This window comes from Leptolyngbya sp. O-77, assembly GCF_001548395.1.
Lineage (GTDB): Bacteria > Cyanobacteriota > Cyanobacteriia > Elainellales > Elainellaceae > Thermoleptolyngbya.
This window is the reverse complement of record NZ_AP017367.1, coordinates 3,670,260-3,696,014: the sequence shown is the minus strand read 5'-3', so window position 1 is coordinate 3,696,014 and position 25,755 is coordinate 3,670,260. Positions and strand designations below refer to the sequence as shown.

Sequence of the window (25,755 nt, the reverse complement as noted above, 5' to 3'; positions counted from 1 at the left end):
AGGTTTCTTGAAGCTAGTGAGGTATGCAGATAGTCAAGAAGCCCTCATCTCGTCCGGGCAGCGCGTGCCGCACCCTGCCAAAAATGCTCATCGTGCTGACTTTAGTCAGCCCAATAAGCCCAACAAAGCGTGGATGACCAACCGAGAGACTGTGGGCCAACGCAGTGTAGATGCCGCGACTAGGGACAGTCATAAAGACTCGAGATACTCCAGCAGGTCAGCCATTTCCTGGGCGTTGGGCTGGAACTGGGGCATGGGGGGCGTTTTGCCGCTGATTACCTGCTCGATTAGCTTGATGCGAGACTTGCGGGCAGAAACATGATGCAGGCTGGGGCCAACTACGCCATCCCCCGTCAATCCGTGGCAGGTTGCACAGTTCATCTGGAAAATAACTTGCCCCTGGGACGGGTTGCCCTCTAGAGCCAGCACGCTCCGCACGTAGGGGTCGGGATGGCGGAGCAGCAGCAGGGCGGCGATCGCCACCAGCATCACCACCGCCGAACCCAGCAGCAACCAGAGCGCCTGCCGCGACCGATCCGGAGCATCGCTGGCTGCACTCGTCACTTGCGATTCTAGAATTGGCTCGTTCAAGAGATTCGGGGTCAAGGCGGGGTGTGAATAGCGTTTCGATTTATAACCTAGCTTAAAGTTTCTTGAGCGGAGACGGCAACTCTGCACAGATTTATTTAAGGAGTGCAAATGGCAAGGTTTTGCTGGGTCTGACGGTTTCGACCCCAAGTCCTGGCGGAGTGGATCAGATGAGAGGGCGATCGCCCTTTTCTGAGAAGGGGCGAGCGAAAACGTAAAAAACCTTAAAAGCCGTGCCAAAAAATCGCCACAGGGCTGACTGCTCAACCATTCGTTGCTAAAATTTGACTTAACGTTAAGGAGATTGAACCGTGGTTGAACCGCTGCTTTCTGGAATTGTGTTGGGCTTGATTCCCGTGACGCTGGCTGGTCTGTTCGTTGCGGCTTATCTGCAATATCGCCGGGGCGACCAGTTGGGTCTGTAGGCGGATTTCTGCCTGCTCTCCGTGTTGAGATCCCGCAGGGGGCATTTGAGACGAACCCCAGCAACACTTGAAAAAACCTTGTGAACTATCTCTAGAAATTTCTGGAAAATTGTCGGAATGGAGGCCCTTTCGGGGGTCTTTTTTTTAGCTCGCTCCACTCCCTAGATCCCCATTCACGCCAGCCCCTCATTTTGCCACCCAAAAAACATCAGCGCCGTATTGCCATAGACCTTCTCGCGACGGGGAGTCAGGGGCGCGATGCGGGGCAGCAAGGTCGCCAGAGCCGTTTCAGAAAAGCGATCGCCCGCGTGTTCGACTGCCAGTTCGCCATCGAGGGCTAGAAGCTGATGACGGGCGATCGCCTCCAGCACAGGTTCATACAACTCACTGGCGTAGGGCGGGTCAAAGTAAATCCGGTCGAAGCGTTGCCCACTCAGTTTCGGCAGCATTTGCCGCACATCGCCGCGCAGCAGCCGAAACTGCTGATTCGGTTTGGCGACGGTTTGCCAGTTTTCTGTAATCACGGCGGCGGCCCGCCCCGACTGCTCGATGCCGACGACCAGCGCCGCACCGCGACAGAGCGCTTCGGCCCCCATAGAGCCACTGCCGCTGCACAAATCTAGCCAGCGGCAGCCCTCGATCTCCCCCTGCCAGATATTGAACAGTGCTTGCCGTACCCGCGAGGGCGTAGGGCGGGTGTCGCCGCCAGGGAGGGTTTTAATCAGACGATTGCCATAGATGCGGAGAGACATGGTTGGCGGTCGGCAAAAAAACAGGGGGTCTGTTGCCCCCCAATGTCCAGTCTAGGTTCACCATAGGGCGATCGCCCCAACGGTCGGCAGCTAGCCGCGAATACCCGCAAGTTCTTTGGCCTGCACCGAGGCGACGAAGTTGGCCAGCAGCTTTAGCCCGGTGTCGGAGGATTTTTCGGGGTGGAACTGGACGGCCATCAGGTTGTCGCGGGCGATCGCTGCGGTTACGGTTTGCGACCCGTGGGTGGTCGTCGCAGCAATCACCCCTGCATCCGCCGGGTCTGCATAGAACGAGTGGACGAAATAAACCCACGGATCGACTCCAAGCTGATTCCACAGGGGCAGATTGGGCTGCCGAAGCTGCAACTGGTTCCAGCCCATATGGGGAATGGTGATGCCCGGTTCATGACGGAAGCGGCGCACCCAACCGGGAACAATGCCCAGACCGGGTTCACGCCCCTCTTCGCTGCCATCCAGCAAAATTTGCAGCCCTAGACAAATGCCCAGGAAGGGTTTGCCGCTGGCGACTGCATCTTTGAGTGGTGAGATCAGGTCGCGATCGCGCAAGTGCTGAATTGCCGGGTCAAACGCGCCCACGCCAGGCAGCACAATGGCATCTGCCCGTCCGATATCCTTGGCCGAATCGGTGACGTGGGGAGTGGCTCCAGCGTTGGCCAGACCTTTGCAGGCCGAGTGTAGGTTGCCCATGTCGTAGTCCACAACGGCGATCAGGGTCATAACAGTTGCTCCTGGGTGGGTGGAGAATAATTTTCCTATTCTAAGCGCGGAGGTAAAACGAACGCCGGGTCTAAAGAGATTTGCAAGATTTGCTACATTTGATAGCTAAAACGTTGTCAAACTTGGCCGAACGGGGGGGAAGAGGGAAGAGGGAAGAGGGAAGAGGGAAGAACGAAGAGGGAAGAACGAAGAGGGAAGAACGAAGAACGAAGAGGGAAGAGGGAAGAACGAAGAGGGAAGAGGGAAGGCCAGGTTTTCGTTTTTCGTTTTTCCTTGTAGGACTTACGCAGTTGGACGATTTCTCGCGGGCGCAGCCGGCGAGAAATCGTCCAAAACTTAGAAAACTTATCGCAAGTGCGTAAGTCCTGCCTTGTTTAGATAGATGGAGAATAGAAAAATACTGCTATCTTTGCTCTGTGGCTCGAATTGCGCTAAAGCAAATTAACCGAATTTTTAACGCGACGACGGCGATCGCCGATATTACCTTTGAGGTGCCGGATGGGCAGTTTTGGGTGATGGTGGGGCCGTCGGGCTGTGGCAAATCGACGATTTTGCGGACGATTGCGGGGCTGGAGGCGGCGACTTCAGGGGATTTGTATATTGGCGATCGCCGGGTGAATGACGTGCCCGCCCGCCAGCGCGACGTGGCGATGGTGTTCCAAAACTACGCGCTGTATCCGCACATGACGGTGGCGGAAAATCTGGCTTTTGGGCTGCGGATGCGCGGGGCAGATTCCGACACAATTCGGCCGCGCATTGAGGCGGTGGCCAAGTCGCTTGACCTGACGCACCTGCTCGATCGCAAGCCGGGTCAGCTTTCTGGCGGGCAGCAGCAGCGGGTGGCCTTGGGGCGGGCGATCGCCCGTAAACCCCAGGCGTTTTTGATGGATGAGCCGCTGAGCAATCTGGATGCCCAACTGCGCGACGACACCCGCGCCGAACTCAAGCAACTGCATCAGCGCCTCGGCATCACCACGATCTACGTCACCCACGATCAGACCGAAGCCATGACCCTGGCGGATCAGATCGTCGTGCTGAACCGGGGGCGGATTCAGCAAATTGGCCCGCCGCAAGAAATTTACCGCCAGCCCGCAAACCAGATGGTGGCGACCTTTATCGGCAATCCACCGATGAACCTGCTGAGCGCGACCTACGCTCACGATCAGTTACACATTGGCGAACAGGCGCTGCCCTGCCCGGCAATTTGGCAGTCTACGCTGGACGATTCTCGTAGGGAAAGTGCGCCGCACCGCTTGCGCGAACGCTTCGCAAATCACCCCCATCAGTCTGTCAACTTGGGCATCCGGCCAGAGCATTTGCGCCTTGGGTCTGCGGAAGACGCTGGACTAGTCGCGCAGGTGACGCTGGTGGAGCCGCTGGGGCGCGAAACTTTGGTGCGGGCGATGGTGCCAGGAGAGGAGCGTCCGATCAGCCTGCTGGTTGCGCCAGAGCAGTCGGTTGCGGTGGGCGATCGCCTCTCGCTCCAGTTCGACGATCGCGCATTGTTCCTGTTTGACTCGCAAACGGGCGATCGCCTCCTGTAACCAGATCTATTCGTCCTCGTCCCAGTTGGGATATTGCTCCGGCGCTTTGCCGTGGCGCTCCAAAATCTTGTTGCTGCCCCGCTTGGGTTTTCCGGGCTGAATTTCTTCAAGCTGCACGTTAAATTCCCAGCAGTTGCCAAAGTCGAATAGGTAAGTCATTGCCATACCAGGCTGTAAAGGCAGGTCGCCAATCAGCACTTCGTTACTGGCTTTGCCCTCGCGCCAGTTGATATAAGGATTATGAATTTCAACCGTGCGACCTATCGCGTCTTTGAAGGAAAACAAATCGAGGTGGTCAGAGTCGAAATCCACCGACTTTCGAATCAAGTCACCCAATGCCTCTAGAGTAGACTCGCTCGACATCGACAGTCGCCGCCAGATTTTTCCGAGCGAAACTTTGAAGATGTAGGTTCCGGTTTGATGCGCTGGGGGCTGGAGCGCGGGCAGATTTTGTCGCCATTCGGGGAAATAGGGCTGAAAATAGGGCTGAAAGTCGCCCCAGGGCAGGGTAAAGTCGCTTTCCGAGGCCCACTGGAATTCTTGGTCGTAATAGGCGTTGAGCGCTACAGTGGCGATCGCATCTCCAATCGGCGTGGGCTTTACCTGTTTAACGCGCCAGCCCTTGCCCGCATCGGGGCGGGGGCAGACCAACTCCACCCAGCCAAACATCTGCATCAGCGTCAGATTGTGAAATCCTGGCCAGTAGTTCAGCCGATCTTGTTCGCCGTAGTTTCGGTAAGTTTTGGGCTGCTTCGACAAATCAGTCCAAGCTTTTAGAACTCGGCTCCCTTCATTCAGCGGATTCCGGTCTTCTCCTAGCAGTTCCAGATCGCTCCGGATCAGCCAGGCCTCTAGCAGCGTGAAATATTTTTCGGTGGGGTTAAGCGTTTGCCACGCCGCGTAGAGGTCAGGATTGACCACTAGCTTGGGTGTCTTGCCCATCTGGCGGATCTGGGCTAGTCCCGTAACCCGCAGCAGTAGATAGAGTCCGTACAGATTGGGGTAGGATTTTTGCTGCGGCCGCTTGAGGTCGATTTGAATCGGCTGGCTCAGCAAAGCGTTCAGCTCTTTGAGGATGTTGAGATTAAGCTGTTGACGGGTGTTGCTAACCGGAATGCCGTCCGCGCCGATTCTTTCCAGCAGCCGATCAAAATCTTGAACAATGGTGCCGGGGGTGGTGGGCGTGATGCGGAGGTCTTGCAGGAGGGCGATCGCCTCTTCGGATAGCGCCAGGTCTTGGGACTCAGCGGCTTGCCGCAAAAAGTCCTGCTGGAGTTGGGACGGAAAATCCAGCAAGCCCAACAAGTTGCCATCGTTTTCACCTTCTCGCTCTGAGCCTTCCATAGCTTCAAGCGTGACCAGCCCCTCACGCACCAGATATTGGGCGATCGCGCTCACTAGCTCCTCCCGATCGGTCGGTAAATGCTCCAGCCCTAGCACCGGGCCAAGCCCAAGCTGCTGGCTCATCAACGCCACAAACTCCGGCGGCACACCCTCCGGCACGCCCCCAGCAAAGGGATTGAGCGCCATTGGCATTCCCTGCATCCCTTGCAGGGGAAAGATCGATGCTGATGGATCGTTGCGAACCTGCTGGTTATACTGCTCCTGATAGGCGGCAAGCCCCTCTGGAGTGGTCATGTCAAATCCGCTCGCCTGCCCAGACATGAAAAACGACTTGGCAGTGCCAAAGTTTCGCGGGTCGTTCATTGTGGCAGCAAAGGTCGGCTCAATTTTGTGGAGAAATGTCAGGATTTTGCCGCTGTGGCGCTGTTTGTATTCCCGCTGCACAAACTCCCAGAAGGCGATCATCTCTGGCACAATGCGGTTCGCATCGTCCGGTTCCGAAAGGGCAATTTTGCTGGGGAAAAGCTGCTGCAATATGACCTCGGCATCCCGCTTCTGCATTTTGGGCAGCGTCACGTTCAGATACGAATAGCCAAGATAGACGAAATTGCCAACCCAGTCGCCCAGATAAGCCTCCTCCGCTGGCTGAGAGTTCAAATACGCCTGCCCTTCGGGAGAGTTGCCAAACGCCTCAACTAGCCCCGGCAAGTATTCCGACTCCAGCGCTTCGATCGCCTTGTCAAAATCTTTAATCCGATCGATCTGGTTAAACTGAAAAGACATCTTTTCCTCCAGAATCAAAACGTGGGACAGAAGGCGATCGCTGCTCTAAAAAACCTGGCGAACTTGCTCTAGATCTGCTCTAGCGTAAGATTTGCTCTAGCGTAAGATTTGTTCTAGCGTAAGTTCAGCGTAAATTCGTTGCGTGCTATGCCTTGCCCAATCACACCACCTGCAAGCGTGCCCTGATTTTACTGTAGTTTTCGAGATGAGGTGTTACGGGTTATGCAAATGGGCGATCGCTCCATCACACCTCCAGCCGACTGAAGCTTGCACTTTGGCGCTACAGCAGCGCTCTGGATCTTCGCAAACCCAGACCTCTGCGGCTCGCCGCTCATGAACCTCCTCAGACAGGTTTGCAAACAATTTAATCAATAGTTATTAATCAATAGTTATTAATCAATAGTTAATCAGCAGAGGCACGTTCGCCACTAAACTTGCATTCTGGTAGGCCTATCTCTAGGATCAACCCTAGTGAGGTGAGTGCCCTGGTTTTCAGGGAAAATCGATAGCAGCCGATCGATGCTCCGACGCGGGCGATCGCTTGCACTGCCCCAAAATCTTTTATGGACAAACGCTATGACTGCAACTGGCGCAACCTTCCCCATCGACCTCAGCGCATATCAAAAACTGACGCTTGATCCTGCCGTACCCACGCTCACAGCCGATCAAAAAGCGGCCCTCCAGGCTAATATCCAGCTTTGCCGAGATGCGATCGTGTTCTTCACCGCTACGGGTGCAGCCCACGGCGTTGGCGGTCACACGGGCGGCCCCTACGACACCGTGCCCGAAGTGATGATTTTGGACGCGCTGTTTCGTGGCAAGCCAGAGTCTTTTGTGCCAATTTTCTTCGACGAGGCAGGACACCGCGTCGGCACGCAATACCTGATGGCGACGCTGAATGGCGACCTACCCGCTGAGCAGCTTATGAGCTATCGCCTGGCCCATTCCAAACTGCCCGGCCACCCAGAACTGGGGCTAACACCCGGTGTCAAGTTCAGTTCTGGCCGTCTGGGGCATATGTGGCCCTACGTCAACGGTGTAGCTTTTGCAAATCCTGGCAAGACGGTCTTCTGCCTCGGCTCCGACGGCTCCCAGCAAGAAGGGAACGATGCGGAAGCGGCTCGCCTGGCGGTGGCGCAGCACCTCAACGTCAAGCTGATCATCGACGACAACGATGTCACCATTGCAGGACACCCCTCCAAGTACCTCCCCGGCTACAGCGTCAAGCGGACTCTGGAAGGGCACGGGTTGAAGGTGCTGGAGGTTAATGGTGAAGATATCGACGCGCTCTACGCCGCCATCTGCGAAGCCGTGAACACGCCCGGCCCAATCGCCGTTATTTGCAAGCGCCCCATGTGCCCCGGCATCGAAGGGTTAGAAGGCTCCAACCACGGGCACGACGTAATTTCGGTGAAACTGGCCGTGTCCTACCTGGAAAAGCGGGGCCATGCCGCCGCCGCTGCCCACCTCAGCAGCATCCAGGCTCCCAAGAATGACTACACCTTCCTGGGCATCAGCAGCAAGTGGGATTCCAACCGCAATGTGTTTGGCGACGCGGTAAATGGCGTGCTGGCCAAAATGAGCGAAACCGAGCGCAAGGAAAAAGTGCTGGTGGTCGATAGCGACCTGGAAGGCTCCTGCGGTCTGAAGAAAATTCACGATGCCTACCCGGAAGTGTTCATTCCCTCTGGCATCATGGAGCGGGGCAACCTGTCGGCAGCGGCGGGCTTTGGCATGGAACAGGGCAAGCAGGGCATCTTCGCCACCTTCGCCGCCTTCTTGGAAATGTGCATTTCCGAAATCACGATGGCGCGGCTGAACTACTCCAACCTGCTGTGCCATTTCTCGCACTCTGGCATCGACGACATGGCCGACAACACCTGCCACTTTGGGATTAACAACTTCTTTGCCGACAACGGGCTGGATGATGGCTATGATACCAAGCTCTATTTCCCCGCCGATGCCAACCAGATGAAGGCCTGCGTCGAGGCGATCTTCTTCGATCCGGGGCTGCGGTTTATTTTCTCTACCCGTTCCAAAACGCCGATTTTGCTAGACAGCAGCGGCAACGAACTCTACGGTGCCAACTACAAGTTTGTCCCCGGCAAAGATGAAGTCGTCCGGGAAGGCACGGCGGGCTACATTGTCGCCGTCGGGGATGCGGTCTATCGCGCCCTGGATGCCGTGGAGCGGCTGAAGCAAGAGGGACTGGACGTGGGGCTGATCAACAAGTCCACGCTGAATGTGGTGGATGAAGACGTAATGGCGAAGATTGGCAAGTCACCCTTTGTCGTGGTGGTAGAAGCCTTTAACCGCCGGACAGGGCTGGGCAGTCGCTTTGGGTCTTGGCTGCTAGAGCGGGGCTACACGCCGAAGTTCGCCTATTACGGCACGCACGAAGAGGGCTGTGGTGGCTTGTGGGAGCAGTTCCCCCATCAGGGCATTGACCCTGTGGGTATTATCGACAAAGTGAAAAAGCTGGTGTAGAAGCGATCCCCCCACCCCCCCCTTAGCAAGGGGGGCTTTGCTAGGCATTCCTCATTTGCTAAGGGGGCTTTGCTGAACATTCCCCCCCTTTTTAAGGGGGGTGAAGGGGGGATCTCTTCTGGCTCAGCTTTCTTTGCAAAGCCTTTTGTTAGCAATCATTGGCTGATGCCCCATCGCCCGATTTACCTGGACAATCACTCGACCACGCCTGTCGATCCGCGAGTGGTCGAGGCGATGCTGCCGTATTTCACGGAGTATTTTGGCAATGCGTCTAGCACGACACACCAGTACGGCTGGGAGGCAGAGGCGGCAGTGGGGCGATCGCGCTCCATTCTCTCCACCGCCATCAATGCCGCACCCGAAGAACTGATCTTTACCAGTGGTGCGACGGAAGCCAACAACCTGGCGATCAAGGGCGTGGCGGAATCTTACTTCTCCCAGGGGCAACACCTGATTACTCTGGCGACGGAACACAGCGCCGTCCTCGACCCCTGCGCCTATCTGGAATCGCTGGGGTTTGAGATCACGCGGCTGGGCGTGCAGCCCGATGGCTTGGTGGATCTGGCAGCGCTAGAAAAGGCGATCCGTCCTGACACGATCCTCGTGTCGGTGATGGCGGCGAACAACGAAATTGGCGTGCTGCAACCGCTGGCGGCGATTGGCGCAATCTGCCATCGCCACAACGTGCTGTTTCACACGGATGCGGCGCAGGCGATTGGCAAAATTCCGCTGGACGTGCAGACGATGCAGATTGACCTGATGTCGCTGACGGCCCACAAGGTCTACGGGCCGAAGGGCATTGGGGCGCTGTACGTGCGGCGACGCAACCCGCGTGTGCAGCTTGCGCCCCAGCTTCACGGCGGCGGGCATGAGCGGGGGCTGCGGTCGGGAACGCTGTATGTGCCGCAGATTGTGGGCTTTGCGAAGGCGGTGGAGCTGGCGCTGGAGAGTCGGGAAGCAGAGGGGGCAAGATTGGCGGAAATGCGCGATCGCCTCTTTTCCCTGATCCAGCCCCTTGGCGGCGTGTATCTCAACGGCCATCCCACCCAGCGGCTTCCTGGCAACCTGAACCTCAGCATCGAAGGCGTGGACGGCCAGGCGCTGCTGCTGGCGTTGCAGTCGCAAATCGCAGTTTCTTCCGGTGCGGCCTGTAGTTCCACAAAAATCGCCCCCTCCCATGTGCTGACGGCGATTGGGCGATCGCCCGACCTGGCCTTTACATCCCTGCGCTTTGGCATCGGCCGCTTTACCACAGAAACGGAGATTGAGCAGGCAGGTGCAGCCGTGGTGCAGGCAGTGCAGTCGTTGCGCTCCCAGCGTTCCATTTCCTCAGCCCCCGCCTAGAGTCAGCCCTCCAGTACTCCAATAAGGAACACAGGAAGTTCTGCTCGATTCCCTGATCAAGCCTTTCCGGCTCAAACAATTCCCTGGACGTGAAGCCCGTTTACAAAAAAGTATTGCTTTACACATTCTTGTTGGCTTCTGTGCTTAGGAATACATGAGTCAGTGAAAAGACCAATGGTATTTTCTAGCTAAGTATTTCCTCAGAAATATGGCAACTGGATCAGGGTGACGATCTGCTGATGAGATCGGTCATCTGGCTTCAGCTTGTCCTTGGAACCAGATTTCAGGGTTGCCTTTGCAGCCCTCAAGTTTTGGTGCGCGTTTGAGACCGCTTTGCAAGAACGGTCATCTCTTGCCCAAGTAAATTCACGTAGATCGCTCAACTGTTGTTCTAATTTTTACGAAGATTATGGCAATTACGCTCTCAAAACTTGGAACCTATCAAGGCGCAGGCTCGGAAATCTCAGCCTATGACGTAACCACACAGCGCCTCTACGTTGTGGCAGGCACCAGTGCGCTAGAGGTGCTAGACGTTAGCACCCCCACCGCGCCGACGCTCGTGAAAACCATCGACACCTCTGCTTTTGGGATTGCCAACAGCATCGCGGTTAAAAACGGCATTGTTGCCGTGGCCATTGAAAATGGAGCGAACAAGCAGGCTCCGGGCGTTGTGGCTTTTTACGATCTGGATGGCAACCTGCTGAATTCCGTCACGGTTGGCGCATTGCCCGATATGCTCACCTTTACCCCCGACGGCAAAAAGATCGTCGTAGCCAATGAAGGTGAGCCAAATAGCTATAACCAACTCGACTCTGTAGACCCAGAAGGCTCGATTAGCATTATCGACCTGTCAAAAGGCGTGCTGCGGCTTGATCAGAGCAGCGTCAAAACGGCGGATTTTTCTGCCTTTAATGCATTAAAGGATGCACTAGTTGCTGCTGGGGTGCGGATCTTTGGGCCCAATGCGACCGTTGCTCAAGATCTGGAGCCAGAATACATCACTGTGTCGCCCGATTCCAAAACGGCCTGGGTGACGCTGCAAGAAAATAACGCCCTGGCAATCGTTGATTTGGAAACGGCAACGGTGAAAGAAATCAAGCCGCTGGGCTTCAAAGATCACAGCCTGTCAGGGAGCGGGCTAGATGCGAGCGATCGCGACAGTGGCATCAACATCCAAAACTGGCCCGTCTTGGGGATGTATCAACCCGATGCGATCGCCAGCTTCACGGTCAACGGGCAGACTTATCTGATCACCGCCAATGAAGGCGATGCCCGCGACTACACTGGCTTTGCCGAAGAAGTGCGCGTGGGGGGCAAACAGCTACCGGCTCGACCCAACCGCGTTCCCCAACGCTGCCACACTCAAAAACAATGCAAATCTAGGACGGCTCACTGTTACAAATGCACTGGGCAACCCTGACGGAGACAACGACTTCGACCAAATCTATGTATTTGGCGCTCGCTCCTTTTCAATTTGGAACGCCAACGGCAGTTTAGTCTACGACAGTGGCGACCAGTTTGAGCAGATTACCGCCGTCCAAGTGCCGGACTTGTTTAACTCCAATGGCACCGCAAGCACCTTCGACACCCGCAGCGACAACAAGGGCCCCGAACCCGAAGGAATAGTAACTGGGACAATCGATGGTCAGACCTATGCCTTCATTGGGCTAGAACGCACGGGTGGGGTGATGGTTTACAACATTAGCAATCCTACCAGCCCTGCTTTTGTGCAATACATCAACACGCCCGACGATGTCTCACCAGAAGGACTGGCGTTTGTGGTTGCTGAAGACAGTCCCACGGGCAAGCCGCTGCTGGTTGTGACCCATGAAGTCAGCAATACCACCACCACTTATGAAATTGCTACCGCCAGCGGCCGAGGCACTGTGCCCGTCATCAATGGCACCAGTGGCAACAACCGCCTGAATGGAACTAGCGCCACCGAAATCTTCTACGGTTTTGATGGCAATGACGATATCTTTGCAGGGGATGGCAACAACCGCGTCTATGCAGGCAACGGCAATGATAAGGTCTACGCAGGCAACGGCGACGATGTGCTGAATGGCGGCGCAGGCAACGACAGCCTCTATGCCAGCGAAGGTCAGAACCGACTCTATGGCGGCGACGGCAACGATAATCTGTACGCAGGCAGCGGCAACGACACAATCTATGGCAACGCGGGCAACGACAAAATTTATGCCGGAGAGGGCAATAACCTGATTTTGGCGGGCGACGGCAACGATTTGGTCTATGCAGGCGCAGGCAATGATGAAATCTTGGGCAGCGCAGGCAACGACACAATCTACGCTGGCGAAGGGGCCAACTGGATTGACGGCGGCGACGGCAACGATCTGATTTTTGCGGGGGCAGGCAACGACACGATTTATGGGGGGGCAGGCGACAACACCATTAATGCCGGAGAAGGCAATAACCTGATTTTCAGCATCGGCAACGATGTGATTAATGCGGGCAGTGGCAGCGATCGCTTTGTGTTGGGGGCAGGCAGCGGCGTGGCCACCATCAACCGCTTCGGGTTAAACGATCGCATTCAGCTCACCGGCGGCCTCACCTTTGCCGACCTGACGGTGACAGGCAATAACCGCGAAGCCACGATCAGCGTGGGCAGTGATGCGATCGCCATTCTGAAAAACTTCAGCGTCGCCCAAATCAACGCAGGGCTGTTTGTCTAGTCCAGTGCCGAGTTTGTAGCATACGGGCAATATCGATTCTCGATTTTGGAGTTGGCGATTTTGGATTGCCAATTAGCCGCTACAGCGTTTTTGAAGCTAGTGAGGCGCACGGATGGTCAATAAGCCCTTGCCTTGTGAGGGCAGCATGTGCCTCACCCCGCAAGAAAATGCTGTAGCAGAACTTCCGACAGTTCAATTCGCAGCGCTCTTTAGAAGAATTGATATTACGCCACTCTCAAGACCCCTAATTCACGACGCACCTCAGGTCAGTAGGACTGGGGTGCATTTTTCTGTCGCAAGATACGACATCCTAGAATCCGCATCGATTAAACTGTGATGCAAGCATTCTGGACAAACGACCAGGTTTGACTCCCACACGACTGAACTTGCTATGAAAGACGAGGCTTTTGGCATTGTGCCCATTTTGCGCCAAGAGGACGGCGACAAGTTTTTGCTAATTCAGCACCACGCCGGCCACTGGGGCTTTCCCAAAGGCCATGCTGACCCCGGCGAAACGGCGATCGCCGCTGCCTGCCGCGAGTTTGAGGAAGAGACAGGCATCACCGCCTACGACCTGCTCAGCGAAGACGCTTTTATGGAACACTACCGCTTCATGCGTGACAAAAAGCCTATCGACAAGACCGTGACCTACTTTCCCGCGCTGGTCAGGTCGGCAGTCGTCACCTGTCAGGCTCAAGAAATCAAAGACTATGCCTGGCTGCCCTATAACGATGCGGTGAAGAAGATCACGTTTAATCCGGCGCGACAAGTACTGTCGCAAGTCTATGCCTATCTAAAAAACTCCGGAGCGCTGTCGTAGGCTGTGTAGGTGGGCTGTGTAGTTAGAATAAAGTGCCCCGATCGGGCGGGACGATGCGAGACTGCGCTAGAATGGCTGCCATTCTCTGGTGGTTTCTCTGGTCGTTCTTTTGGCGATCGCCCTTCCTGCCATGGCCCAGCAATACGACTCCCTCACCCCCAAACTTCAGGACTTCATCGCCCAGCAGCAACTCTTCTTTGTTGCCAGTGCCCCACTCAGCGCCGACGGGCATATCAACCTGTCACCCAAAGGACTCGATAGCTTTCGCATTCTGTCGCCCCACGGGGTCGCCTACCTAGATGTAACAGGCAGTGGCAACGAAACCTCCGCCCATGTCCAGGAAAATGGCCGCATCACTCTGATGTTTTGCGCGTTTCAGGGGCCGCCTATGATTCTGCGGATTTATGGCCGCGGCACGACGGTTTTACCCCAATCTCCCAAATGGGACGCGCTTTATCCGCTGTTTCCACCGCTGCCCGGCGCTCGCCAAATCCTCCACGTTGAGGTCACCCAAGTCCAGACCTCCTGCGGAATGGCTGTGCCGCTGTTCCACTATCAGCAGCAGCGGCAGGATCTGGTGCAATGGGCTGAACAAAAAGGCGAAGACGCGCTAAAAGCCTATCGCCAGACCAAGAATCGCATCAGCCTGGACGGGCTGGTGACCCCCCTGGGAGCAGTGGATGGGCCAGGGAAGGCGTGATCACGGTTGAAGGGTTCGCGTCGGCCACCGGAGCAATCTGGTTGCGATCTGGCTGGTTGCGATCTGGCTGGTTGTGATCTGGCCGCGCTCCTTCGACCCCGCTGCTCTATCACTCGATCCCCCCGGCCCCAACCCAGGGACTCTGTGCCAAATCGGCAAAGGTGGTGCTGCGCTGCTCTCGCTCCAGCACCTTAATGCGCTGGTCTTCCAGATAAAGCTGCTGCTGATAATACTGCCCCAACTCCGGCGACGTGCTGATGTCCGTTTTTTTCCAGAGGTCGAGGAAATGCCGCCGCCGCTTCTCACACATCACCATTTCCATGCAGGCCGTGGCGGTGCGAATGACCAGGGCAGGTCGCGCCAAGTCACGTCGGGTCTTTTCGTCAAGCTGAAAGAGAGAATAGAGGGCTTCGTGCTGGCCGGGGAGTTCGGCGAGGGGGTCTTGGAGGCGAGAGAGCAAAGACGATGAGGGGGAGGATGGGCGTGACGAAGGGGCGGCGGGCTGAGAGGTCGCGAACCACTCCGTGCCCTCATTTCTCTCGACTGCATCCTCCACGGTCGTAGTCTCCTCAATCTCCAAAATCTGCTGCCACAGCAGGCGATGGTGGGCAATGCTGAACTCTAGGTCGCGGGATTCTAGCGCTGCTCGGATTTCGGCGCGGTGTTCGGGCTGGTGCAGGTAGAGGCGCAGCAGTTGGGCTTCGGCTTCTTCTAGCAGGGTGCGATCGCCCGGGGTTTGCCATTTTTGCGATCGCCCGTGCCAGCGCTGCCCCCGCACCTGCGTTCTCAAATCTTGCTCAAGCTGCACGGCCAGGCGGGCGTTGCCCTGGCTCAGCAGTTCGGCGCAGCGGTGGATATAGTGGGTGCGGAGGGTGGCGTTGGGCAGGCTGCCCAGGAGTTGGGCGATCGCCTGGGTGCTGGCATGAAACTGGTCAGGCTGGTTCAGGTCTTTGTCTGCCAAGAGTTTCTGAATTTGCCAGTCGAGCCAGAGGGGGGCAGCTTGCAGCAGGTCTTGGTAAGCGGCGGGGGAATGAGCCTTCAAAAACTCATCGGGGTCTTTGCCGTCGGGCAGATTCAGAATCCGCACCTGCACCTCGCCGCGATAGGCCAGATCTGCCAGTTCGCCGATGGCCCGGTCGGCAGCTTTTTGGCCGGCCTTGTCGTCGTCAAAGTTGAAAATGATGCGTTTGGATTCGGTATAGCGGAGCAGTTGCTTGATCTGCCCCTGGGTCAGCGCAGTGCCCATCGACGCGACGACGTTGGTGATGCCTGCGGCGTGCAGGGCAATGACATCAAAGTATCCCTCCACCACAATTGCCTCGTCCCGCTTGGCGATCGCCCCTTTGGCCAAATCCAGCGCGTACAGCGTCTTGCCCTTGTCGAACAGTTCGCCTTCGGGCGAATTGAGATACTTGGGCTGCTCGTCGCCCAAGGCCCGGCCGCCAAAGCCAATCACCCGCCCCTGCACGTCGCAGATGGGAATCATCAGGCGATCGCGGAATCGGTCGTAATAGCCACTGCCGCCCTGGCGCGGCACCAGCAGCCCCGCCTGTTCTACCCGCTCCACCGGATAGCGCTTTTGCTCCACCAGATAACCGTAGAGCGTCTGCCAGCCGCCGGGGGCATAGCCTAGCTGAAACCGCTGAATCGTTTCTGGGGAGAGCTTGCGCTTGTGGCGCAGATAGTCGAGGGCGATCGCCCCCTGGCTCTGGTGCAGCGCATGTTCAAAAAACTTGGCCGTCACCGCCAGAATTTCGTAAAGCTGGTCTCGCTGCGACAACTGCCGCTGAAACTCCTGCCGCTGCTCCGGTTCCAGCGTCTTCACAGGCACCTGATAGCGCCGCGCCAGATCCAGCACCACTTCCCCAAAAGACTGCTTGCCAATCTCCATCAAAAACTTGATGGCGTTGCCCCCCGCCCCACAGCTAAAGCAGTAGTAGAACTGCTTGCTGGGGCTGACGGAAAAGCTGGGCGATTTGTCATCGTGGAACGGACACAGGCCGGTGAAATCTTTGCCCTGCTTTTTTAGCACCACATGCTCGGACACGATATCGACGATATCGACCCGCTGCTTCACGTCTTCGATAGTGTCGGGGTGGAGGCGAGGCGTAACCATGCGGCTAGAAGGGGAGCCAGGGCGTATCTTTTACTTTGACTATTTTGACGCTTTTCTACACACTTGCACGGCAGGGCGGATTCCGAATTTCTAATTCCGAATTTCTGCTGCCCACAAACCTGCGCCAAGGGTGCGGAATTTAGCTAGTCTTACGGGTAGCGCGATCGCCCGTTCCCAGCTTACAGAGTGCAAGGGGCGATCGCCACCAAATTAGAAACGGGCACGCAAACGAGGATCAGCAGTCGATGGGACGGATTTTTATCTCTGCGGGGCATGGCGGCACAGAAGGCGCAGGCATCGACCCTGGCATTGTGGTGGCAGGCACAACGGAGGCGCGGGAGATGATCCTGACCCGCGACCTGATTGTGGCCGAACTGCGGGCGCGGGGGCTGGAGGTGCTGTCCGTGCCAGACGAACTGAGCATGGCCCAGACCCTCGCCTGGATCAACGCCCGGGCGCAAAACCTAGATGTGGCGCTAGAAATTCATGCCGATGCCTCACCCAACCCATCCGTGCGCGGCGCAACGGTGTTCTACATTCCCACCAACAGCCAGCGCAAAGCCCATGCCGAACTGCTGCTGCTGGCGCTGCTGCGGCGCGTTCCCCAACTGCCCAGTCGTGGCGCAAAGCCCGACACAGATTCAGGCACAGGCAGCCTCGCCTTTTGCCGCCAGTTGATTGTGCCGTCGCTGCTCATGAATGTCGGCTTCCTCACCAGCCCAGAAGACCGCAGCATTTTGCAAAACCAGCGGCGCGACCTGGCGCTGGGCATTGCCGACGGACTCTCGTCCTGGAGCCGGGCCGTAGCCGGACTGCCCCCCGACCCCGGCGGTGAAACCTACCCCAGTATTAGCATTAACATCAACGGCGGGCTGTATGAGGAGCGCGGCATTATCGTCAACGGCAATGCCTTTATTCCCGCCGATTTGGTCGATCGCCTGGGCATCGATATCAGCCAGTCGCCCGACATCCGCCGCGTCACCTATCGCAATATTGTCTACGTGCGGGCAGTGGAACTGCGGCCATTCAATGTCTCCGTTACTTGGGACGCGGCCACGCGCACCGTAATTTTGCAAAACTCTGGCATCTGTCCGGGGCAAATCGACCGAATTATGGGACTTGGGCAGACTTCAGAACTGCAACTGCGGATGTTTTTGAAAAACAATAACGAAGCCGGGCTGAACCAGTTTCCTGATCTGCCGCGCCTCTACCGCGAAGAAGGCAGCGTGGAGGGCGTGAACTATGACCTCGCCTTTTGCCAGATGTGCGTCGAGACGAGCTTTTTGCAATTTGGCGGCACAATCCAGCCAGGACAAAACAACTTTGGTGGGTTGGGCGATGCGGCGGGCAGCCCCAGCGGTGCGTCCTTTCCCAGCGCTCGCATTGGCGTGCGGGCCCACATTCAGCACCTCAAGGCCTACGGCAGCACAGCTCCGCTGGTGCAGGGGCTAGTCGATCCGCGCTTTCGATTTGTGGCGCGGGGGGTTGCGCCGCTGGTGGGGCAGCTCAGCGGGCGCTGGTCAGCCGATCCACAATATGGCGACAAGATTATGGCGCTGGTGCGGCGGCTGTACGAGTCGGCGGGGATTTTGTAGGAATCTTGTTACAAGACTGTCCCAGGGCGTTTTGCAGAAAGTTGCAAAGAGGCAGAGGGAAGGGCGATCGCCCGCTCCTCTTGTAATAGCAGGCTTCGGAACGATAAAAGAGACGCAGCCGCAAACTGCGCCTCCTCTCAGAGTTACAAAGACATTGCCAAGACTCAGAATTGCTGAGATTTAGAACTGTCAAGGACTACAAGCGCTCAGAACCTGAAGACCCAAACCCTTGAGCCTGAGACTTTGGCTACAAGTCCCCGCTAGACTAGCCCATTCCAGGCAGGTTCAGCCCACCCGTCAATTCTTCCATTCGCTCGCGCATAGTGGCAGTGGACTTGTTATAAGCATCTTTGGCCGCCGCCAGCACAAGGTCTGCCAGCACCTCTGGCCCCTCGCCCATCGCGTCTTGCGTAATCTCGACCCGGCGAGGCTCTTGGTTGCCGCTCAGCACCACCTTTACCAACCCGCCGCCCGCTTCGCCTTCAATTTCCATGACTTCTAGCTCCTCTTGCAGGCGCTTTGCACCCTCCTGCACCTGCTGAGCTTTTTTGAACGCTTCGGTCAGCTCTTTCATTTTGCCGAGTCCAAAGCCGCCGAGTCCCTGTCCTTTCGTCATAATTAGTTGCGCTTTGTGAATTACACACACTCGAATGCTAAAACCTTAGCACTTTTAGATCGCGATATCGTCAAGAGTTGTGGACTTCGCAATAATCGCGGAGTTCGCCCAGACTTGGCAGGGAAGCCTCCGGGTGGCGATCGCCCTCGCCAGAATAAGTTTCTAGCCCTCTTTGCCTGTCATTTGCTTGTCATTCACCCATTGTCCTGGTTCACATTGCCTTCGCCCACCTTGTGTCTTGGGCATCGAGCCATGATTGTGCTGCGCCTGCCCCAATTAGCCTCGCATCACCAGCCCCGCTTTCCTTCAAAGGACGCTTCACAATTTGTCTCCTGAGATTCGCGCTTCGCCTTGCCTACCAGCCTTTCCAGACTCTCAAGACGAATTTCCCAAAATCCACGCAGGCTTTATCCGGCAAGGCGGGTCAGAATTTTGCTAGGGCTTTAAGTAGATGAAGCTTGGGTATAGCCCCTATCCAGAATGAGGGAATGCGGTTTAGAACCAGAATCATCCCAAGGTTGGAAATCTATTGGAAATGTGATTGGAGCATCAGGAATGCCAAGCCTATCTGGAGATGGCAAATCCCTTGAAAATCCACAGAATTTCCTAAATTGGTTTATGCTACTGGGTAGGTTGTGAAGGGCAGCGAACGCTGCTCCAGACAGTTGGAGAGTCCGCTCGTGCGTTTCATTGGCGCAGATATCAGAACCATCTGGCTCGGACTCAGGGATTTTTCGGATCAGCGCTGGCTTCTTTAATTTTGACTTCACATCTCAAACTTAATGATGGCGTCCTCCACCCCCCCCCTAAATGCAGCCCGATCCTCCCGGCAACTGCTGACTCAGCCCGGCCAGCTTTGCCAAAATAGCCAACTGTTTCGCGATCGCTATCAGGTGCTAAAAGCGCTCGGGCGCGGCGGCTTTGGCATCACTTTTCTGGCCCGGGATGTGTCGCTGCCCAGTAGCCCCCTCTGCGTGATTAAGCAGCTTTGTCCCAGGATAGACAATGCCGCTGTGATAAAGCGGGCCTCCGAGCGGTTTGAGCGGGAAGCCAAGACCCTCAGTCAGTTGGGTAGTCATGCCAGTATTCCCCGTCTGCTGGACTATTTTCAGGTTGAGGGCGAGTTTTATCTGGTGCAAGAATACGTGCGAGGCTATACTCTGGCCAAGCAAGTCAAGCAAAATGGCCCCTTTTCGGAACTGGCCGTCAAGCGCTTTTTGCGAGAGCTGCTGCCGATTCTGGAATATGTCCATCAGCAGCAAGTCATCCACCGCGACATCAAGCCGCCCAATCTGATTCGCTGCGAGGACGACGGACGACTGGTGCTAATTGACTTTGGCGCAGTGAAAGAAAAGATTGCCGAAGTGGAAGAAGCGACCCACAAAACCGCCACGACCCAGTTCGTAGGCACGGTCGGCTTTGCACCACCAGAGCAGCTTGCCCTGCGCCCCACTTACGCCAGCGACCTGTATGCGGTCGGCGTGACCTGCCTGTATCTGCTGACGGGCAAGCCGCCAATGGAGTTTGAGTATGACGCTTACACGGGCGAAATGCTCTGGGAAGACTACGTTCACGTCAGCGACCACTTTGGCAAGATCCTGGCTAAGCTGCTGCGGGTGTCGCTGCGCGATCGCTATACGTCGGTCGAGCAGGTGCAGCGATCGCTCGACCTGGAGCCATACTTGGACAACCTGGCCGACTGTATGAACGTCAACCGCCGCCTGTCTGCTGCGGGTGCTGCGGAAGCGGTCGTTGAGCCTGCGCCCCGGTTTTCGCCCTTTGCCCAGACCGCCCAGCAGATTCGCCAGTGGCGATCGCGCCTCCAGCAGCGCCAGCAGGGACAAGCCTGGAACAATGGCGAACTGGTTAGCTCCGGTTTTTGGGGCTGAGGGGCAGGTTCGCGCAATGGGCTAGTTCATCACTAGCTCACCGAAAACGACTCCACAATCGTCCGAAACGTTTTCTCGGCCTGGGCCCAGCGCCGTCCTGTGGTGGATAGGTTGAAGGTGTATAATTTCCCTCGCTTCACAGCAACGCTTGCCAAGTTGTGGCGCTGGAGATCGGGCGCGTCCACGGCAAATTCCAGCAAATAATAGGTTTGCCCATCGACCTCATGGGATTCGGCGCTGATTAGCTCCGCCCGTCGCCCGGCTGGGTTGGGTTGCAGCGCGTTTTTCCACAGCTTATAGCCCACCTCGCTGGGGCTGCCTAGGTCTTCCAGCGTTTTGTCGTCGGGCACGGGGCTGATGATGACGCTGACATTTTCGGTGCTTTCGATCAGGTCATGCAGCACGAGCTGGGGGCCGTCCTTCACCGTGACGGGCACCCAACTGTTGAGGTAGAGAAACTCGTAGCCCTCGGTGCTGTCTACATAGCGATCGAGCGCCGCCGTGACGGATGTGCAGCCCTGCATCGTCAGACCAATCGCGACCAGCACCGTGACAATCCATCGCTTTAGCATGGAGGATTCCAAACGCAGCGGTTCTATTGTCCCACGGTGGCTTTCCCACAAGATTGTCAGGCGCAAAAAAAAACCTCCGGCCGCGAAACCGGAGGTTATTGAATCAGGGTGCATCTACCAATGACTTATACGGAAAGTGGGGGGGGGATCAGGACAAATTTTAGGAATCAATCTGGGCAAATTAGGGAAACGCATGAAGGGTGGATCAAGGGCTACTGGGAGCGAGCCGCAGACCTATGTTAGATGGCCTGCTCGGATTGCATTAAGATCCAAGTCATTGTGGGCGATCGCCCCCTTCCCCGTTCAGAAATCTTCAGATCCCCTTGCGGAACTCGCCCTTTCGGAACCCGTCCCTATGCCTCTACCTGACGACACGCCCGCTTGGGAGATTCGTCCCAACGATGCCCTGGTGCCGCTGCACTATGACGACGAACTGGTGGGCTTTCTGAAGCCCGATATTGCGATTCGCGTTGCCGATATCTTGAACGAAGAATACCGCGCTCGCAGGGCGCTGCGGCTGGCGTGCTATGACCTGGTGAGCCGTGCGGGCGGCGGCAACAGCGAGATTGAGGAACTGGTGAACAAGTATCTGGCGAGGGCGACGCAGCCCCGGTCGGGCGTGGGGGCGATCGCCCGCTGGCTCAAGCAGCGCCAGACCGAGCTAGGCGTAACCGATGCCGAATTTGAACGGTTCTGCGACTCTTATCGCTTACCCAAAGAAAAGCTCGAAGCGCTCTCAATGGGCGATATTGATGGGTCGATGCTGGTGCCCCTGGCGCGGGTGCTGGGCTGCTCCATTCAAGACCTGATGGAAGTTTTGGAAGGAAATCGGAGATAGCCGTTTGAGGCTTTGCTAGAAATCCCAAGTCAATCTGAGCCAGCGGCTTGACAACGGGCAGAGCAGCGGCTTCGCTCTGCCCAAACAGCGGGCAGCAGAACAGAAAGCCGACCTGATAGGAGATGACAGAATTCCTGATACGCTCCCGCCGCTTGGATGATGCGATTTGGCGTACAGTTGGCTTATTGTGGCTTATTGTTAATTTTGTTAATTCTCGTAGGACTTACGCATCTGGACGATTTCTCGCAGGCTGTGCCCGCGAGAAATCGTCCAAAACCCAGCAAACTTATCGCAAGTGCGTAGGTTCTGTCTCGATTGCGGGTTTGCGATTTTGGATTGCCAGATCAGCGCCTGCTGAGCGTCCAGCACCTCCCTTCGTCGTGCCACCCAGAAGAATGGACATCACTGCGTGCTGGGACTGTTGGGCGGGCCAGGCTTTGTCGAATTACATGAATTGCGGATTAATGGCAGATTGCATTTATTTAACCGGGCTGCGGGCCTTTGGCTATTCAGGCTATCTGGAGGCAGAGCAGGTCTTGGGGCAATGGTTTCAGGTGGACTTGACCCTGTGGGTTGATTTGTCCAAAGCAGCAGAGAGCGATCGCCTGGAAGACACCTACGACTACCGCAACAATGTGGCCACTGTCCTCCAACTTATTCGCACCGAACGGTTTCGACTGATTGAGCGACTGGCCGGGGCGATCGCCCAAATCATGCTCTCAAGCGGACAGGTTGAACAAGTCACCGTGCGCCTGACCAAGGTCAACCCACCGATTCCCGACTTTACAGGACAGGTCGCGGTAGAAATCACGCGGAGTAGAGAAGAAATCACGCGGAGTAGAGAATAGCGCAGTTTGTCAAAATTTTAGATTTTGGATGTTGGGCTGCAATGCCTGGTTCAAGACAGCAGAGTTTAGGTAGTAAACGCAGCAGACTCAGCCCAGTTTGAATTTTGCAACACCGATTTGCAACACCGATTCAAAATCTAGAAACCAGAACCAAACTCTAAAACTCGAAACCTAAAATGCTCCCCAGCCTCCTTCTAACCCTTCTAATCGGCTTCTTCGCCGGACAACTAGCCCGACGGCTGAAACTGCCCGCTTTGGTGGGCATGGTGCTGGCGGGCATCGTGCTGGGGCCCCAAGTGACGCAGTCCCTCGCGCCAGAGCTACTGGCATCGGCGGGCATCTTGCGAACAATCGCCGTCATGGTGATCCTGATGAAGGCAGGATTGGGTCTAGATCGCGAGAAACTGGCACAGCAGGGAACCGTGGCGCTGCGGCTGGGCTTTTTGCCTGCGACGTTTGAGGCGATCGCCGTTGCTCTGGGCGCGATCTGGCTGCTGGGGTTTGACTTTGCCACAGGGCTGCTTCTAGGCTGCATCATCGGCGCAGAGTCGCCCGCCGTCATCGTACCCGGAATGCTGCGGCTAAAAAGTCTCGGCTGGGGCGTACAAAAGGGCATTCCCGATGCCATCCTGACGGGCAGCGCCCTGTCGGATGTGCTGCTGCTGCTGGTGTTTAGCCTGCTACTGGCGTTTCTCTCCCAGGGCGCGGCGGCGGGGCTGACCCTCCCCAGCGGACTCATGCTTACCCCTCTGCAACTGCTGCCGCTGCAACTGATTTTGCAAATTGCGCTGGGGGTGCTGCTGGGCTGGCTGACGGCGCAATTGCTCGTCTTTTTGCTGGCCAAGCAAAACTGGACGCAAAACGCCGTACAGGATGCGCTGGTGGCGGCAGGGTTTGCGCTGCTGCTGGTGGTGCTGGCAGAGGAATATCCGCTGTTTTCGGGCTATTTGGCGGTGATGTCGCTGGGGTTTTTCCTGATCGAACTGGATGCTCCCCTGGCGCGGCGGCTAAGGGGCGGGTTTGATGCGCTGTGGGGCGTGGCGGAGATTTTTCTGTTTGTGCTGCTGGGGGCTAGCATTCAGCTCAACGTGTTGGGCAACACGCTGGGCGTGGGGCTGGCGATTCTGGCAATCGGCACGCTGGTTGGGCGGATGCTGGGCTGGTATCTGTCTACGCTGGGCAGCAATTGGAACTGGAAGGAGCGGTTGTTCCTGCTGCCTGCAAACTCGGCCAAGGCGACAGTGCAGGCGGCGATCGGCGCAATTCCGCTATCGCAGGGTATCGCGGGTGGAGCGGCGATTCTGGCGATCGCCGCTCTTTCCATCCTGGTCACAGCACCCTTGGGAGCCTGGGCCATCCCCACGTTTGCACCCCGGCTGCTAGAAAGAGGCGATGTAGACCCGACCAAAGTGGCGATCGCCCGTCCTATCACCCTCCTGGCCGCCGTCGATACCTCGCCCCTCGCCCCCGCCGTCTTGCGAAAAGCTGCCGAACTGGCCCGCCGCGCCGATGCCAGCGTCATTGTGCTGCACGTTGTCCAGGTCAACGACCCCGCTAGTATTCAAAACCTGCAAGACAAAACCGCAACGCTGCTAGCCGACATTCGCCACCGCTTCCTCACCACAATTGGCCCTGCGCCGGAGGAGATTGTGCGCGTTGCTCAGGAATTCCGGGTGGATGAGATTGTTATGGGCAAACGGGGCGATCGCCTCTGGGAAGTGGGACTGGTCGGCTCCGTTTCTCAATCCGTCCTGGAGACGGCCGAGATTCCTATCGTTGTGGTCGATCAAGCTTAGTTCCGAAGGTTTTTCAATCTGTGGGCTTAAGAAACCGTACTCAAAATTTGGTTGATCGCTTGAACATAGGCATCTCCAAAAGCCCGAATAATGCTAGGGTTGCTGGCTGTGCCTTCATAGAAAATCAGAAGCACCTGGAAGCGTTTGAGCAAGCCTATCAGCAGGCAAGCTTGAGGATGCATATCGACATCTGAGCCAGGTCCGCCGCCATCCCTATTGGCAGAAGCGAGTTCAGGCTATTTTGCAATGGTTGCAATACGAACCTATCGTTCGTCGAGCGCAACACTTTCTGGAGCAACGGCAGCCCGACAATGCAATTCGTGAGGCGATGCATCTGCCCGATTTTGCACCTTGGAATGAGCAAAAAGTGCAGATTCTGAGCCGAGCAGATTCTCAAAAATGACGGCAAAGGCTCTGCGAATCCTTGACTTTTCGTCTTTGGGATCAGTGCTATTTCAGTGCTATTAAGGTAAATCACTCCATTGCAATCCGTTTTTGGCAAAGTATCTTCGAGGCGGCAGGTTTGGCGCTGCTGGCTGCACGAACAATGGCGGGCCAAGAAGGGCGATCGCCTGCTATTCGCCTACGATAGGGACAGCACCAAACTCAACTGTGAGGCGAGGAGATGACTGCGGCTGCGCCTGTCCAGAGTGAAGAACGGGTCGTCTTGCAAGGCGTGAGTTGGCGTTTGTATGAGCAAATGCTGCAAGAGCTGGGTGAGCGGCGGGCGGTGCGCCTCACCTATGACCAAGGAACGCTGGAACTGATGTCTCCCCTGTTGCCCCATGAAAGCAGCAAATGTAGCATTGACCGACTCATCGCTGTCCTGGCAGAGGAGCTAGTGCTGAACTTCCGCAGCGTCGGTTCTCTGACATGCAAGCGCGAAGATTTGCAGCGGGGCGTGGAGCCAGACAGCGCCTACTATCTTCAAAACGAGCCGCTGATTTGGCAAAATGCCCAAATTCAACTGCCCGACGATCCGCCGCCCGATTTGGTGGTGGAGATTAAGTATTCCAGCGCAGCACTCAACAAGCTGCCCATTTATGCAGCGTTGGGTGTGCCGGAGGTGTGGCGCTATGACGGGCGATCGCTCTTCGTCTACGCATTGACAGCCAGCGCCTACGAAGAAACCGACCTCAGTCCAGCATTTGCGCCAATTCCTGTAAAAGATATTCCCAACTTTTTGCAACGGGCATCTACGCTCGGAGAAATCGAAATGGTCAGACAATTTCGCGCATGGGTGCGACAACAGGTCGGTATGGCGTGAGGA

20 protein-coding genes and 1 pseudogene are annotated in these 25,755 nt (G+C 56.6%); 14 read left to right on the top strand and 7 right to left on the bottom strand.

All coding sequences use genetic code 11. The annotated features are described in order from the left end of the window. Positions 1-189: 189 nt before the first annotated feature. Entirely contained in the window at positions 190-606 is a 417-nt protein-coding gene (locus tag O77CONTIG1_RS15685) for a c-type cytochrome (protein ID WP_286132354.1), read from the bottom strand. A gap of 293 nt (positions 607-899) precedes the next feature. Here O77CONTIG1_RS15685 and petG point away from each other — a divergent pair, with 293 nt between their 5' ends. Next, the gene (gene petG, locus O77CONTIG1_RS15680) at positions 900-1,013 is read left to right on the top strand and encodes a cytochrome b6-f complex subunit V (protein ID WP_068512313.1); all 114 of its coding nucleotides are present in this window, start codon (positions 900-902) and stop codon (positions 1,011-1,013) included. A gap of 173 nt (positions 1,014-1,186) precedes the next feature. On the opposite strand, the gene rsmD is transcribed toward petG, so the two are convergent. Together rsmD and hisH are read right to left on the bottom strand one after the other, a co-directional pair. Continuing rightward, on the bottom strand, positions 1,187-1,765 hold the full coding sequence (gene rsmD, locus O77CONTIG1_RS15675; RefSeq protein WP_068512310.1) for a 16S rRNA (guanine(966)-N(2))-methyltransferase RsmD: 579 nt from the start codon (positions 1,763-1,765) through the stop codon (positions 1,187-1,189). 90 nt (positions 1,766-1,855) lie between these two features. Further along, positions 1,856-2,503 carry an imidazole glycerol phosphate synthase subunit HisH gene (gene hisH, locus O77CONTIG1_RS15670; RefSeq protein WP_068512307.1) on the bottom strand — a complete coding sequence of 216 codons (648 nt, stop codon included), beginning with the start codon at positions 2,501-2,503 and terminating at the stop codon, positions 1,856-1,858. Positions 2,504-2,919: 416 nt separating this feature from the next. On the opposite strand from hisH, the gene O77CONTIG1_RS15660 reads away from it, so the two are divergent. Continuing rightward, complete coding sequence (locus O77CONTIG1_RS15660; RefSeq protein ID WP_068512301.1) at positions 2,920-4,047, top strand: ABC transporter ATP-binding protein; 1,128 nt, start codon at positions 2,920-2,922, stop codon at positions 4,045-4,047. Between the two features lie 6 nt (positions 4,048-4,053). Here the strand turns inward: O77CONTIG1_RS15660 and O77CONTIG1_RS23665 are convergent, their stop codons facing one another. Further along, positions 4,054-6,174: an IS1096 element passenger TnpR family protein gene (locus tag O77CONTIG1_RS23665; RefSeq protein WP_156435329.1), complete on the bottom strand. Its 2,121-nt coding sequence runs from the start codon at positions 6,172-6,174 to the stop codon at positions 4,054-4,056. Positions 6,175-6,750: 576 nt separating this feature from the next. Here O77CONTIG1_RS23665 and O77CONTIG1_RS15650 point away from each other — a divergent pair. From O77CONTIG1_RS15650 to O77CONTIG1_RS15630, 6 genes and pseudogenes are all read left to right on the top strand, one after another. Then, complete coding sequence (locus O77CONTIG1_RS15650) at positions 6,751-8,661, top strand: transketolase C-terminal domain-containing protein (protein WP_068512298.1); 1,911 nt, start codon at positions 6,751-6,753, stop codon at positions 8,659-8,661. A gap of 165 nt (positions 8,662-8,826) precedes the next feature. After that, on the top strand, positions 8,827-10,005 hold the full coding sequence (locus O77CONTIG1_RS15645) for a cysteine desulfurase family protein (RefSeq protein WP_068516674.1): 1,179 nt from the start codon (positions 8,827-8,829) through the stop codon (positions 10,003-10,005). A 409-nt stretch (positions 10,006-10,414) separates the two neighbouring features. Beyond that, a pseudogene (locus tag O77CONTIG1_RS25605) lies at positions 10,415-11,263 on the top strand (choice-of-anchor I family protein); the annotation flags it as partial. A gap of 10 nt (positions 11,264-11,273) precedes the next feature. Beyond that, entirely contained in the window at positions 11,274-12,695 is a 1,422-nt protein-coding gene (locus O77CONTIG1_RS26265; RefSeq protein WP_172799708.1) for a choice-of-anchor I domain-containing protein, read from the top strand. A gap of 391 nt (positions 12,696-13,086) precedes the next feature. Continuing rightward, positions 13,087-13,515 carry a bis(5'-nucleosyl)-tetraphosphatase gene (locus tag O77CONTIG1_RS15635; protein ID WP_068512295.1) on the top strand — a complete coding sequence of 143 codons (429 nt, stop codon included), beginning with the start codon at positions 13,087-13,089 and terminating at the stop codon, positions 13,513-13,515. A gap of 88 nt (positions 13,516-13,603) precedes the next feature. Continuing rightward, on the top strand, positions 13,604-14,215 hold the full coding sequence (locus O77CONTIG1_RS15630) for a pyridoxamine 5'-phosphate oxidase family protein (RefSeq protein ID WP_286132353.1): 612 nt from the start codon (positions 13,604-13,606) through the stop codon (positions 14,213-14,215). A gap of 109 nt (positions 14,216-14,324) precedes the next feature. Here O77CONTIG1_RS15630 and dnaG read toward each other — a convergent pair whose 3' ends face one another. Further along, positions 14,325-16,331: a DNA primase gene (gene dnaG, locus O77CONTIG1_RS15625; RefSeq protein ID WP_068512291.1), complete on the bottom strand. Its 2,007-nt coding sequence runs from the start codon at positions 16,329-16,331 to the stop codon at positions 14,325-14,327. 245 nt (positions 16,332-16,576) lie between these two features. Here dnaG and O77CONTIG1_RS15620 point away from each other — a divergent pair, with 245 nt between their 5' ends. Then, positions 16,577-17,926, top strand: a complete 1,350-nt coding sequence (locus tag O77CONTIG1_RS15620; protein WP_068512288.1) for an N-acetylmuramoyl-L-alanine amidase — start codon at positions 16,577-16,579, stop codon at positions 17,924-17,926. A 265-nt stretch (positions 17,927-18,191) separates the two neighbouring features. Here the strand turns inward: O77CONTIG1_RS15620 and O77CONTIG1_RS15615 are convergent, their stop codons facing one another. Beyond that, positions 18,192-18,542 carry a YbaB/EbfC family nucleoid-associated protein gene (locus tag O77CONTIG1_RS15615; protein WP_068512282.1) on the bottom strand — a complete coding sequence of 117 codons (351 nt, stop codon included), beginning with the start codon at positions 18,540-18,542 and terminating at the stop codon, positions 18,192-18,194. Positions 18,543-19,327: 785 nt separating this feature from the next. Between O77CONTIG1_RS15615 and O77CONTIG1_RS15610 the strand changes: the two genes are divergently transcribed. Continuing rightward, the gene (locus tag O77CONTIG1_RS15610; protein WP_068516671.1) at positions 19,328-20,431 is read left to right on the top strand and encodes a serine/threonine-protein kinase; all 1,104 of its coding nucleotides are present in this window, start codon (positions 19,328-19,330) and stop codon (positions 20,429-20,431) included. A gap of 32 nt (positions 20,432-20,463) precedes the next feature. On the opposite strand, the gene psbP is transcribed toward O77CONTIG1_RS15610, so the two are convergent. Further along, the gene (gene psbP, locus O77CONTIG1_RS15605) at positions 20,464-21,003 is read right to left on the bottom strand and encodes a photosystem II reaction center PsbP (RefSeq protein WP_068512279.1); all 540 of its coding nucleotides are present in this window, start codon (positions 21,001-21,003) and stop codon (positions 20,464-20,466) included. A gap of 355 nt (positions 21,004-21,358) precedes the next feature. On the opposite strand from psbP, the gene O77CONTIG1_RS15600 reads away from it, so the two are divergent. The 4 genes from O77CONTIG1_RS15600 (at position 21,359) to O77CONTIG1_RS15580 (ending at position 25,752) form a co-directional block, all read left to right on the top strand. Then, the gene (locus O77CONTIG1_RS15600; protein ID WP_068512278.1) at positions 21,359-21,841 is read left to right on the top strand and encodes a hypothetical protein; all 483 of its coding nucleotides are present in this window, start codon (positions 21,359-21,361) and stop codon (positions 21,839-21,841) included. A 464-nt stretch (positions 21,842-22,305) separates the two neighbouring features. After that, positions 22,306-22,689, top strand: a complete 384-nt coding sequence (gene folB, locus O77CONTIG1_RS15595; protein ID WP_068512275.1) for a dihydroneopterin aldolase — start codon at positions 22,306-22,308, stop codon at positions 22,687-22,689. Positions 22,690-22,865: 176 nt separating this feature from the next. Further along, the gene (locus tag O77CONTIG1_RS15590; RefSeq protein WP_068512270.1) at positions 22,866-24,485 is read left to right on the top strand and encodes a cation:proton antiporter; all 1,620 of its coding nucleotides are present in this window, start codon (positions 22,866-22,868) and stop codon (positions 24,483-24,485) included. A gap of 625 nt (positions 24,486-25,110) precedes the next feature. Then, positions 25,111-25,752, top strand: coding sequence for a Uma2 family endonuclease (locus O77CONTIG1_RS15580; RefSeq protein WP_084782724.1), 642 nt, complete (start codon positions 25,111-25,113; stop codon positions 25,750-25,752). Positions 25,753-25,755: the final 3 nt, after the last annotated feature.